The sequence below is a fragment of the Streptomyces sp. NPDC059092 genome (genome assembly GCF_042756365.1).
Lineage (GTDB): Bacteria > Actinomycetota > Actinomycetes > Streptomycetales > Streptomycetaceae > Streptomyces.
This window is the reverse complement of the sequence record NZ_JBHZEJ010000020.1, coordinates 67,401-79,243: the sequence shown is the minus strand read 5'-3', so window position 1 is coordinate 79,243 and position 11,843 is coordinate 67,401. Positions and strand designations below refer to the sequence as shown.

General features: G+C 74.1%; 10 protein-coding genes. 6 read left to right on the top strand and 4 right to left on the bottom strand.

Going from position 1 to position 11,843, the window contains the following annotated elements; genetic code table 11:
- Nucleotides 1-388: 388 nt before the first annotated feature.
- Together ACFXPL_RS14890 and ACFXPL_RS14885 are read right to left on the bottom strand one after the other, a co-directional pair.
- Nucleotides 389-1,117, bottom strand: coding sequence for a VIT1/CCC1 transporter family protein (locus ACFXPL_RS14890; protein ID WP_384918083.1), 729 nt, complete (start codon nucleotides 1,115-1,117; stop codon nucleotides 389-391).
- A gap of 134 nt (nucleotides 1,118-1,251) precedes the next feature.
- A complete protein-coding gene (locus ACFXPL_RS14885; RefSeq protein ID WP_384918080.1) occupies nucleotides 1,252-1,728 on the bottom strand; it encodes a GNAT family N-acetyltransferase in 477 nt (158 codons plus the stop codon).
- 170 nt (nucleotides 1,729-1,898) lie between these two features.
- On the opposite strand from ACFXPL_RS14885, the gene ACFXPL_RS14880 reads away from it, so the two are divergent.
- The 6 genes from ACFXPL_RS14880 to ACFXPL_RS14855 all read left to right on the top strand — a co-directional run bounded on the left by ACFXPL_RS14880 (nucleotide 1,899) and on the right by ACFXPL_RS14855 (nucleotide 9,386).
- On the top strand, nucleotides 1,899-2,999 hold the full coding sequence (locus ACFXPL_RS14880; protein ID WP_384918078.1) for an ADP-ribosylglycohydrolase family protein: 1,101 nt from the start codon (nucleotides 1,899-1,901) through the stop codon (nucleotides 2,997-2,999).
- A 452-nt stretch (nucleotides 3,000-3,451) separates the two neighbouring features.
- Nucleotides 3,452-4,666 (top strand): ADP-ribosylglycohydrolase family protein, encoded by a 1,215-nt coding sequence (locus ACFXPL_RS14875; protein WP_384918162.1) that lies wholly within the window; start codon nucleotides 3,452-3,454, stop codon nucleotides 4,664-4,666.
- Nucleotides 4,572-5,843 carry an ADP-ribosylglycohydrolase family protein gene (locus tag ACFXPL_RS14870; protein ID WP_384918075.1) on the top strand — a complete coding sequence of 424 codons (1,272 nt, stop codon included), beginning with the start codon at nucleotides 4,572-4,574 and terminating at the stop codon, nucleotides 5,841-5,843. The genes ACFXPL_RS14875 and ACFXPL_RS14870 overlap by 95 nt, the downstream gene beginning before the upstream one ends.
- Complete coding sequence (locus ACFXPL_RS14865; protein ID WP_384918072.1) at nucleotides 5,840-7,288, top strand: ADP-ribosylglycohydrolase family protein; 1,449 nt, start codon at nucleotides 5,840-5,842, stop codon at nucleotides 7,286-7,288. Before ACFXPL_RS14870 ends, ACFXPL_RS14865 begins: the two co-directional genes overlap by 4 nt.
- A 116-nt stretch (nucleotides 7,289-7,404) precedes the next feature.
- A complete protein-coding gene (locus ACFXPL_RS14860; protein ID WP_384918159.1) occupies nucleotides 7,405-8,571 on the top strand; it encodes a CaiB/BaiF CoA transferase family protein in 1,167 nt (388 codons plus the stop codon).
- Nucleotides 8,568-9,386, top strand: a complete 819-nt coding sequence (locus ACFXPL_RS14855; RefSeq protein ID WP_384918069.1) for an HpcH/HpaI aldolase/citrate lyase family protein — start codon at nucleotides 8,568-8,570, stop codon at nucleotides 9,384-9,386. The genes ACFXPL_RS14860 and ACFXPL_RS14855 overlap by 4 nt, the downstream gene beginning before the upstream one ends.
- Nucleotides 9,387-9,696: 310 nt before the next feature.
- Here ACFXPL_RS14855 and lgt read toward each other — a convergent pair whose 3' ends face one another.
- Together lgt and ACFXPL_RS14845 are read right to left on the bottom strand one after the other, a co-directional pair.
- Entirely contained in the window at nucleotides 9,697-10,686 is a 990-nt protein-coding gene (gene lgt, locus ACFXPL_RS14850) for a prolipoprotein diacylglyceryl transferase (protein WP_384918067.1), read from the bottom strand.
- A gap of 146 nt (nucleotides 10,687-10,832) precedes the next feature.
- The gene (locus tag ACFXPL_RS14845; protein ID WP_384918064.1) at nucleotides 10,833-11,777 is read right to left on the bottom strand and encodes a DsbA family protein; all 945 of its coding nucleotides are present in this window, start codon (nucleotides 11,775-11,777) and stop codon (nucleotides 10,833-10,835) included.
- Nucleotides 11,778-11,843 lie beyond the last annotated feature (66 nt).

Sequence of the window (11,843 nt, the reverse complement as noted above, 5' to 3'; positions counted from 1 at the left end):
ACCGCTCGTAGCGGTGGATGTGGGGGCGCAGACGGACAGATCGTCGTCCGTTCGGCTGTGGCGGAGCTGGCTTCATTGCCTGCGGCGCCTACGGCTCATGCCCGTTGATGAACGACTCGAAACCGCCGAGTAACGGCTGCATATGTGGCGCCAGGCATAGTGTCGCACCCGTACGGCCGGAACGCCCAGGGACGTAGGTCACAGGGTGGACGATTTCCCCCGCCGTGCTGGGCCGGGCGGGGGAAAGATTTCGGCCGCGCCCTGTGTCGTACGCATGTACGGCGCGTACCGGCGGCGTACGGGGCGGATGTACGGGGCGAGCGTTACGGGTCGGGCGCGCCGGGGCGGATGTGCGGCGTGAGCGTTACGGGGATACGAGGAGGTCGCGTCAGAGCGCGGCGCCGAACAGCGCGCCGAGCCCGTACGTGAGCGCCGCCGCCGTACCGCCGAGGACGAGCTGCCGCAGCCCGCTGTACCACCAGCTCCGCGCCGTCACCCGGGCCACCAGCGCGCCACAGGCGAAGAGCCCGGTCAGGGCGAGCAGTACCGCGGGCCACAGCACGGTGGCGCCGAGCAGATACGGCAGGAGGGGCAGCAGCGCGCCCAGCGCGAAGGAACCGAACGACGACACGGCGGCGACCAGCGGCGACGGCAGGTCGTCGGGGTCGATGCCCAGCTCCTCGCGGGCATGGATCTCCAGCGCCTGCTCGGGGTCGCGCGAGAGCTGCGTGGCCACCTCAAGGGCCAGGTCGGGCTTCACGCCCCGGGAGACGTAGAGCGCGGCCAGCTCGGCCAGCTCGTCCGCCGGATGCTTGCGCAACTCCCGCCGCTCGACATCGAGTTCGGCCTGGACCAGCTCCCGCTGGGAGGCCACGGAGGTGTACTCGCCCGCGGCCATGGAGAAGGCGCCCGCGGCGAGCCCCGCCAGTCCGGTGATCACGATCGTCTGCTGAGAGACGGCGCCGCCGGCGACCCCGGTCATCAGCGCCAGGTTGGAGACCAGCCCGTCCATCGCGCCGAACACCGCGGGACGCAGCCAGCCGCCGTTCACATCACGGTGCGTGTGATTGTCGCGGTGGGCCTCGTGGAGGGTGGCCTCGGTTTCGATGATGGACATGCTTCTCCCCTTCACGGGGGCGGATCCCGGATCCGTCCGCGGATCGGTCCACACCCCCCAATGCTTCGAAAATACGCACGAAAAATCGCTCCCGCCAGCAAGGAAGGCCGTACTTACCAGCAGGAGGAAGGGGGTCAGGTGCCCGGATCGCCGAACGGTGGATCGCGGTGGAAGACGGCCATGGGCCGCCCCGGCCCGTCGTGGTCGGCGACGATCTCCACGGAGAAACCGAGACTGCGGTGGAAGGCGATGGAGCCGGCGTTGCCCACGGAGGTGACGGCCTTCAGCCGCTGCGCGCCCTGGTGCCGCGCGGCCTCGGCGAACGCCCCGTACAGCCGTCGCCCGAGTCCGGTGCCCCGCGCGTCGTCCCGGACGGCGACGAGATGGACGTACCCCGTGCCGGTCGGGGTGACGAACCCGAAGAGGTACCCGCGGATGCCGTCCTCACCGCGCGCCACCAGGCATGTCGGGCCGAACTCCCGCACCAGCGCGAGCAGGTGCAGCGACCGGAGGTCGCGCTCGCCCCAGTAGCGGGGATGGTCGGCGAGCACCTGGTGGACGTCCGCCATCCGCGCCGGTTCGATCCGTGTGCCGTCCGCCTCCGCCGTCATGGTCGCGAGCATGGCAGGTGATGCGCGTCCGCGGATGCCACCCGGGTGACAGCGGGGTGCCACCCGACTCGTCCGGTGTCCGGCGTGGCAGGGATGCCAGAACGAGGACGCAAGGACACGAGGGCGCAGTGGGTGCAGTGGGTGCAGAGGCCGAGGCGAGGGGGCACACCATGGAACGGACCGCGTGCGACCCCGCCGCCGAGATCGCGGTGGTACGGGACCGGGCGCGCGGCGCGCTGCTGGGACTGGCCGTCGGTGACGCGCTCGGCGCGCCCGCCGAGAACATGCGGCCCTCCGAGATCCGGCGCCGCTGGGGCCGGATCGAGGGGTACGTGGCCGAGCATCCGGCCGGTACGGACGACACCGAGTACGCCATCTTCTCCGGGCTGCTGCTCGCCCGGCACGGCTCGGCCCTGACCGTCGCCCATGTCGAGAAGGCGTGGCACCACTGGCTCGCGGACCACGACGAGGGCCCCTTCCGCGGGGCCGGTTTCAGCGAGCGCGGCACCCTGGAGAACCTGAGGCGCGGGCTCGCCGCGCCGATCACCGCCCAGCACCGGCACGCCTGGAGCGACGGGCTGGCGATGCGCGCCGCGCCGTTCGGGGTCTTCGCGGCGGGCCGCCCGGAGGAGGCGGCGCGGCTGGTCGCCGTCGACGGCCGGGTCAGCCACGACGGCGAGGGCATCTACGGCGGCCGGGCGGTCGCGGCGGGCGTCGCCGCCGCGATGACGGGCGCGGGACCCGCCTCGGTGATCGCCGCCGCGCTCTCCGTCATCCCCATGGACTCCTGGACGGCCCGCACCCTGCGCCGCGGCGTCGTCGCCGCGCAGCGCGCCTACCCCGACACCCTCACCAGGGAACGCGCGGTCCGCTCGGCGGTGGTCATCGGTGGCTACCCGTGGACCGACCTGGCGCCCGAGGCGGTCGGCCTGGCCTTCGGCGCGTTCGCGGCGGCGCGCGGCGACTTCCGTACGTCCGTGCTCACGGCCGTCAACATGGGCCGCGACGCGGACACCACGGCGGCGGTCGCGGGCGCACTGGCGGGCGCCCTGTCGGGGGCCCGGGCGATCCCCGCGGAATGGGCCTCGGCCATCGGCCCGGTGCGGGGAAGCTGTCTGCCCTCGATGCGCGGCTACCACGTCCTGGACATCGCTGACCTGCTCACTCCCTACGACGACGAACGGTTCGACAAGGTCCCGTGCGCCGCCGATCCGTACGGCGAGGGTCCGTCTGACGCCGATCCGTACGACAACGAAGAGGCGGCCACATGACAACGGAACAGGACGACGCGGCGGCCGTGGCGGGACCGGGGACGGGGACGGGGGGCGGACCGGGCGGGAGCGTGCGGGACGGTTCACGCGCCGGGGGTGGTTCGTACGGAGACGGTTCGCACGCCGGCAGCGCGTACACGGAAGGCAGGCACGGGCCCGGCCTGGCACCCGCCCCGGACACCGACGGTACGCACGGGCCCGGCCTGACACCCGCCCCGGACACCGACGGTACGCACGGGCCCGGCCTGACACCCGCCCCGGACACCGACGGTACGGGCGCGCCGGTGCGGCGCCTCGCGTGGGCGGCCGGACGCGGCCCACGCGACGGCCTCCCCCGCGCCGAGGCCTCATACGGGGGCGCTTCCGCCGCCGTATCCGGTACGGACGCTTCCCGTGCCGGCGTTTCCCCCGCCGCCGCCCGTGACGCCGCCGCCCGTGACCCGCTCCGGCGGATCGAGGGCCTGCTCCTCGGGCTCGCCGCCGGGGACGGGGCCGGCTGGCCCGCCGCGCGCCACCGGGCGGCCCGGATGCCCGAGTGGACCCGGCGGCTCACCCGCGAGCTGGACACGTTCGCCGAGCAGAACGCGACCACCACCCTCCCCGTCCCCATCGCCCTCAACCAGCCGCCGGAACCGCTCCGGCTCGGGCCCTCCGACGACGCCGAATGGGCCGCCTTCGCCGCCGGGTGCGTACTCGCCGCCGCCGGCCGGCGCTTCGACGGGTTCACCGCGGCCCGCAGGATCCGGGTCGCCGTCGACCAGGCCTGGAACTCCCTGGCCGGCGAGATCGCCGCCGCCGCGGCCCGCGCGCCCGAGGTCGAGTCGGCCGTGCCGCCGCTGCGGGCCCGCATCTCCGTACGCGCGGGCCTCGGCAATCTCGCCACCGGGCTGCGCCCGCCCGCCACCGGCCACGACAATCCGCACTTCTTCGACGACGCGGCCTGTGTCCGCGCCGCCGTCCTCGCCACCGTCCACCCCGGCGACCCCTCCGGCGCCGCCGCGCTCGCGGAGTTCGACGCCCGGTACACCCAGGACGGCGACGGGGTGCACGGCGCCCGCGCGATGGCCGCGGCCGTCGCCGCCGCGCTGGGCGGCGCGGACCCCGAGGCCGCCGTGGACGCCGCGCTCGCCCAGCTCCCCGGCACCACGGAGATCGGCCGCAACGCCCGCCACGCCGTCAAACTGGCCCAGGACTTCGCCCATGAACCGGCCGGCGCCTTCGCCCTCGTACCGCTGCTGGAGCATCAGATCGTCGACCACGTCTACAGCTACGGCATCGCCGCGGCCGAGACCGTCCCCGTCGCCCTCGCCCTGACCCTCGCCGCCCGGGGCGAGGTCAGCGGCGCGGTGCCGGCCGCCGCCTGTCTCTCCCGGGTCGCCGACTCCGCCCCCGCGCTGGCCGGCGCGCTGACCGGCGCGCTCGGCGGCGGGGACGCCGTACCCGCCGCCTGGCGCGACGCCTGCCGCACACTCGCGGGGTGCGCGCTGCCCCGGCTCGCGGGGACGGATCTGGTGGAACTCGCCGGGCTGCTCACAGCCACGGAACTGACCTTCCCGGGGGGACAATTCCGACATGACGACGCTGAGCACTCCCCCGACGCCCGGCACGCCCCCACCTCACACACCGCCCCAGACTCCCTCCCACACTCCGCCTCACGTCACACCTGACTCCTCCGAGCCTCCCGGCACACCGGCCCTCGCCGACCGGATCACCGGCGCACTGATCGGCGCGGCCGTCGGCGACGCGCTCGGCGGCCCGGTCGAGGGGTACTCCCCCGAGCAGATCGTGGAGCGGCACGGCGGCCGGGTGACCGGCATCGTCGGACCGTGGAACGAGGACTGGCGCACCGCGCGCCCCCTCGCCCCGTACCACAAGGGCGACGGGCACATCACGGACGACACCCTGATGACCCACGCCCTGATCCGGGTGTACGCCCAGGTCCGCGACCACCTCGACGCGTACGCGATCGCCGAGCACCTGGTCCCGGACCTGATCTCCACCCCGCGCTGGATCCCCGAGCTGGAGGCCGAGGCGCTGCCCCTCCAGCGGATCTTCCTCGCCGAGAAGTGGCTGGTCGCGCGGGTGCACTACGGGCATGTCGACCCGCGCGAGGCGGGCACGGGGAACATCGTCAACTGCGGCGCCGCGATGTACATGGCGCCGGTGGGACTGGTCAACGCCGCGCATCCGCGGGCCGCGTACGCCGAGGCGATCGATGTGGCGGGCGCGCACCAGTCCTCGTACGGGCGTGAGGCGGCCGGGGTCTTCGCCGCGGCCGTCGCCGCCGCCTGCGCGCCGGACGCCACGCCCGCCACGGTGGTGGAGACCTGCCTCGCCGTCGCGAAGGACGGCACGCGCGCCGCGATCGAGGCGGTGTGCGAGGTGGCCTCCCGCCACCGCTGCACGGAGTCGGCGCTGCGCGGGCTGCGTGAGGCCGTCGCCCCCTTCGACACGGTGGGACCGCTCTACCGCACGCCCTCCCTGGGCGCCCGCAGGCCCTCCCGGCTGCACTCCATCGAGGAACTCCCCATCGCACTGGGCATGTTGCTGATCGGCGCGGGCGACTACCGCCGTACGGTGCTCGGTTCGGTCAACTACGGCCGGGACTGCGACTCGATCGCCACGATGAGCGGCGCGCTCGCGGGGGCGCTCGGCGGCGAGGTGGCGGTCCCGACGGAGTGGGCGGACCGGGTGGCCGAGGCGAGCCGCCTCGATCTGCGCTCCCCCGCACGGGAGTTGACGGAGGTGGCGTACGAGGTGTTCGCGCGGGACACGGAGCGGCACCGGGCCCACGCGTCGGCCTTCGTCCGGCTGACCGGGCGTCAGTCGCGGGAGGTACGGTGACGGGCCTGCGGCTCACCTGGGTGCAGCCCGAGGACCTGGTGGGCCATGAGCTGCGCCAGGCGGCGGAGGACGGCCGCGACGCCACCGAGATCGCCCACCGCTGGCGGGCGGCGGGCGGGGCTCCAGCCCCGGGGCGCGCGGGCGCCTCTCCGGAACCCGCTACGCCTCAACTACGCGTGCTGGCTGCCCAGTTGCTGGACGAGCTGGCCGAGCTGCCCGCCCCGCACGCCGAGGCCGAGCCGACGGATCTCGCCGCGGTCCGGGCGGCCTGCCCGTCCTGGCCTCCCGGACCGCGGGGAGCACGTGACGAGGAAACCCGCTCCGCCTCTCCCTCGCTCCCCCAACCCGCCCTCACCCAGCCCGCGTTGCACGCCGCCTGGCTCGGTCGCGCCGCCGGCTGTCTGCTCGGCAAGCCCGTCGAGAAACTCCCCCTCGCCGGTATTCGCGCCCTCGGCCGCGCCACCGGCAACTGGCCCCTGCGCACCTGGTTCACCGCGCGCGGGGTGCCGGCCGAACTGGCCGCCGCGTACCCGTGGAACCGGCGCTCCGGACCGACCTCGCTCGCCGAGAACATCGACGGGATGCCCGAGGACGACGACCTCAACTATCCGCTCCTCAATCTGGTGCTTCTCCGGCGCCACGGACCGGAGTTCACCACCGCGCAGGTCGCCCGGGTGTGGCTGGACGAGCTGCCGGCCGGGCGTACGTTCACCGCCGAGCGGATCGCCTACCGCAATCTGCTCGCGGGGATCGAGCCGCCGGACACCGCCCGGTACCGCAACCCGTTCCGGGAGTGGATCGGGGCGGCGATCCGGGCCGACCCGCACGGCTGGACCCACCCCGGCGACCCCGCGTCCGCCGCCACGCAGGCCTACCGGGACGCGACGCTCACCCACACCGCCAACGGGGTGTACGGCGCGATGTTCCTCGCCGCGGTCATCGCGGCGGCGGCCCACAGCGCCGATGTGCACGCCTGTCTGCGGGCCGGGCTCCGCGTCGTACCACCACGCTCCCGGCTGGCCGAGGCCGTGTGTCTCGGCATCGAAACGGCCGGTGCCCAGGGGGACTTCGACGCCGTGGCCGATGTGCTGCACGCCGAACTCGGCCACTACCACTGGGTTCACGCGGTCCCGAACGCCGCGCTGCTCGCCGCCGCGCTCACTCATGCGGAGGGCGACTTCAGCGGCTCCATCTGCCGTGTCGTGTCCGGGGGCTGGGACACCGACTCGAACGGCGCGAGCGCCGGTTCGATCGCCGGACTGCTGGCCGGGCATCCGGCCAGGCTGCCCGACCGCTGGACGGCGCCGCTCAAGAACCGGCTCGCGACCTCCGTCGCCGGCTTCCACGGCATCGGCTTCGACACCCTCGCGGAGCTGACCCGCGAGACCACCCGCGCCGTACGCGGCGGAGCCGCCCCCGACCGCACCGAGACCGAGGTCCGATGACGCGCAGAACGTACGAGACGCACGAGACACACGGGGCGGACAGGGTGTACTCGGCGCACGGGACGACCGCCGCCACCGCGCCCGGAGCCCCCGCCCGCCCCTTCCCCCTCGCCGGGATGCGCGTCCTCGATCTCGCGACGCTCTTCGCGGGGCCGCTGGCCGCCACCCTCCTCGGTGACTTCGGCGCCGAGGTGATCAAGGTCGAGCACCCCACCCGCCCCGACCCGTCGCGCGGGCACGGCCCCGCCAAGGACGGCGTGGGCCTGTGGTGGAAGCTGCTCGGCCGCAACAAGCGGACCATGACGCTCGATCTCTCCACCCGGGGCGGCCGTGAGCTGCTGCTCGGGCTCGCCGCGCGCACGGATGTGATCATCGAGAACTTCCGGCCCGGCACCCTGGAGAAGTGGGGCCTCGGCTGGGACGAGCTCTCCCTGGCCAACCCCCGGCTCGTACTGGCCCGGGTGACCGGCTTCGGCCAGTTCGGTCCGTACGCGCACCGCCCCGGCTTCGGCACGCTCGCCGAGGCGATGAGCGGTTTCGCCGCCGCCACGGGCGAGCCGGACGGGCCGCCCACGCTCCCGCCCTTCGGCCTCGCCGACTCGATCGCCGCGCTGGCCACGGCGTACGCGGTGATGACGGCGCTCGGCGGGCGGGACGCGACGGGCCGGGGCCAGGTGGTCGATCTGGCGATCATCGAGCCGATCCTGACCGTTCTGGGGCCGCAGCCGCTCTGGTACGACCAGCTCGGCTACGTCCAGCCCCGTACCGGCAACCGCTCCCGCAACAACGCGCCCCGCAACACCTACCGCACCGCCGACGGCTCCTGGCTGGCGGTGTCCACCTCGGCGCAGTCCGTCGCCGAGCGGGTGATGCGGCTGGTCGGCCGCCCGGAGCTGATCGACGAACCGTGGTTCGCGACGGGCGCCGGGCGCGCCGGCCACGCGGACACACTGGACGACGCGGTCGGCTCCTGGATCGCCCGCCACACCCGTGACGAGGCGCTGACCGCGTTCGAGAGGGCCGAGGCGGCGATCGCGCCCGTCTACGACATCCGCGACGTGATGACCGATCCGCAGTACCGGGCGCTGGACACGGTCACCGAGGTCCAGGACCCCGAGCTGGGGCCGCTGCGGATGCAGAACGTCCTCTTCCGGCTCTCCGAGACCCCCGGCGCGATCCGCTGGGCGGGCCGGCCGCACGGCGCGGACACCGACACGGTCCTCGCCGAGCTGGGCCTGTCGGCGGCGCGGATCGCCGGGCTGCGCGCGGAGGGCGCGCTGTGAGCGGCGTGCCCACCCCGCTGACCTGGCTGTACGTTCCCGGGGACCGGCCGGAGGTGATGGCGAAGGCGCTGTCGTCGGGCGCGGACGTGGTGATCGTGGACCTGGAGGACGCGGTGGCGCCGGAGCGCAAGGCGTACGCACGGGCCGCCACCGCCGAGTTCCTGGCCGGGCCCCATCCGGTCCCCGTCCATGTCCGGGTCGCCGACGAGACGGACCTCCCCGCCGTCGCCGCGCTGCCGGGGCTCGAAGGACTCCGGCTGCCGAAAGTCACCCACGCCTCCGACATCCACCGCGCGGCGGCCCGCGCCCCCGGGGTCGCGCTCTACGCCCTGCTCGAATCGGCCCTCGCCGTGGAGCACGCCCACGCCATCGCCTCCGCGCACCCGGCGGTCCGTGGCATCGCCCTGGGCGAGGCGGATCTCCGCGCCGATCTGGGGGTACGGGACGACAGCGGCCTGGACTGGTCGCGCGGCCGGACCGTGGTGGCGGCCCGCGCGGCGGGGCTGGCGCCCCCGGCCCAGTCGGTCTTCCCTGACGTACGGGACCTGGACGGGCTGGCGGTCTCCTGCCGCCACGGCCGGGCGCTGGGCCTGCTGGGCAGGGCGGCGATCCACCCGCGTCAGCTCCCGGTGATCGAGCGCGCCTACCGGCCTTCCCCGCAGGAGATCGCGTCGGCGGAGGAGATCGTCGAGGCGGCGGCCGAGGACCCGGGCGCGCAGGCGCTGGTCGACGGGCGTTTCGTGGACGCGGCGATCGTGGCGGCGGCGCGACGCACCCTCGCCCTGGCGGTACGGGGACCGGAGGCGCTCACCTGACGCGACCGCCGGCCCGCCAGGCGCCGTCGCCGCCTCTCACCACGGCGCGAGGTCGAAATCCGGACCGGCCCGACCGGTCAGCTCGACGCTGATGTCCCACAGGGCCGCCCTGACGGGCTCCTGCGGTCGGCGAGCGGGGGTGTTCCCGGCCGGTGGTGGCCAGGGCCTCACCCAGGCGGCACCGACCGCCGGCTCACCGACGGAGGCCCGCCGTATCCACCGGCGGACGTCCGCCGTACCCCGTCATCACACGCCGACGGCGGCCCGGCACAGGCCGGACCGCCGTCGTACACCGCTTGTCCGCCGCAGGCTACCCGGCGGGGGTCTTCCCGGCGTCCGTGGAGCCGGAGCCCGCGTCGGCCTTGGCATCAGCCTTCGTGGCGGCCTTGGTGGCGCCCGCCACCTTCGCACCGGCCTTCGCGTCGTCCGCCTCGCCGTCCGACTTGGCCCCGGACCCGCCGTCCGCCTTCGCGTCGGCCTTCGGGTCGAGGTCGGGCTCCACGATCTCCTCACGCCCCGGCCGCAGCCGCGACGAGATCACGATGTAGGCCACCGCGAGCAGGAAGACGAGCGCCGCCGTCCAGACGTTCAGCCGGAGGCCCAGGATGTGGTGCGCCTCGTCGACACGCATGTACTCGATCCAGGCACGCCCCACGCAGTACGCCGCGACGTACAGGGCGAAGACCCTGCCATGGCCCAGCTTGAAGCGGCGGTCCGCCCAGACGACCAGGGCCGCGACGGCGACGCACCACAGCGACTCGTAGAGGAAGGTCGGGTGGTAGAGACCGGCTTCCCGGTTCGGGCCCGCGCTGATCTCCAGCGCCCACGGCAGATCCGTCGGCTTGCCGTACAGCTCCTGGTTGAACCAGTTGCCCCACCGCCCGATGGCCTGCGCGAGGACGATCCCGGGCGCGATGGCGTCCGCGTACGCCGGGAGCGGGATGCCCCGGCGGCGGCAGCCGATCCAGGCACCGACCGCGCCCAGCGCGATCGCACCCCAGATACCGAGGCCGCCCTCCCAGATCTTGAAGGCGTTGACCCAGTTCTCGCCCTCGCTGAAGTAGAGCTGGTAGTCGGTGATCACGTGGTAGAGACGGCCACCGACCAGTCCGAAGGGCACCGCCCAGACAGCGACATCGGCCACGGTGCCGACTTTTCCGCCCCGGGCGACCCAGCGCTTGCCGCCGTACCAGACGCCGACGAAGACACCGATGATGATGCAGAACGCATAGCCGCGCAGCGGTAGTGGTCCGAGGTGGAGCACTCCGGTCGACGGGCTGGGAATGTAGGCAAGGTCCATATCAGACCCGACGGTACAGGGCCGGGCGGGAGCTGAGGCAACCCGCCCGGCTTTTTTCTCCCTGACCGGCGTCCCTGAAGGGCAGCGGCCGGGCCGCTTCCCCACCGGTCGCCCCGGTATCCCCGGCACCGTCGGTGTCCCCTTGTTCAGGCGGCGGGCAGTGTGCCCGGCTGAGCCTGGGGCTCGGACGCGGACCCGGTCGCCGACTCCGGCGCGGGTGCCTCGTCGGGGCCGCGCTGGCCCCTCTGCGGGGCGCCCGCCGGGATCGAGGAGGGCGCCGTGGGCGTGGCCGTGCCCGGTTTCTTGCCCTTGTTGGCCTCCTGGACCCACTTCTTCAGATTCTGCGGGGTGATGTCCTCGCCGCCCTTCTTCGGGAAGACCGCCTCCCCGTTGAGCAGCACGGTCGGCGTCCCGGAGAAACCGCCCGTGCGGAACGCCTCGGCGGCCTTCGCCACCCACCGGTCGTGCTCGCCCTTCTCCACGCACTGCCGGAAGCCGGGCGCCGACTCCAGGCCGTTCACCTTGCCCGCCAGCTCCAGCAGCTTGCTGTTCCGCGCGAAGGCGTCGTCCGTCTCCAGCGGCTGGTTCGCGTACAGCAGGTCGTGGTACGGGGGGAACTTCCCGGCGTCCTGCGCGCACGCGGCGGCGTTGGCCGAGCGCAGCGAGCCCGTACCGCCCATGTTGCCGTCGATGATCGTCGCCAGGTGGTACTCGACCTTCAGCTCGCCCGACCGCTCCAGCCCGTGGATCACGCTCCGGAAGCCGTTCTCGAACTGGGCGCAGGCCGGGCAGCGGAAGTCCTCGTACACCGTGAGGGTGGACGGCGCGTCCGCCGCCCCCACGGGGATCGCCAGGTCGTCCTTGCCGTTCACACCGGACGGCGCGCTCACCGCGGCCGCCGCTTCCGCTCCTCTGTTCTTCTTCACGTTCGCCGCGATCACCCCGACGACACCGACGAGGCCGAGCACACCGGCCACGGCCGCCGCCATGATCAGCGTGCGCCTGCGCTTCTCGCGCGCCCTGTCCGCCACGCGTTCCTGCTGGAGCCGCTCTCTCGCGCTCCTCATTGACTCTCGGTTCTTCTCGCTCACGCCCACACAAACGAACCGGGGAGGCGCCTGCGCACCTCCCCGGTCCCACTTCCACCCGTACGGGTG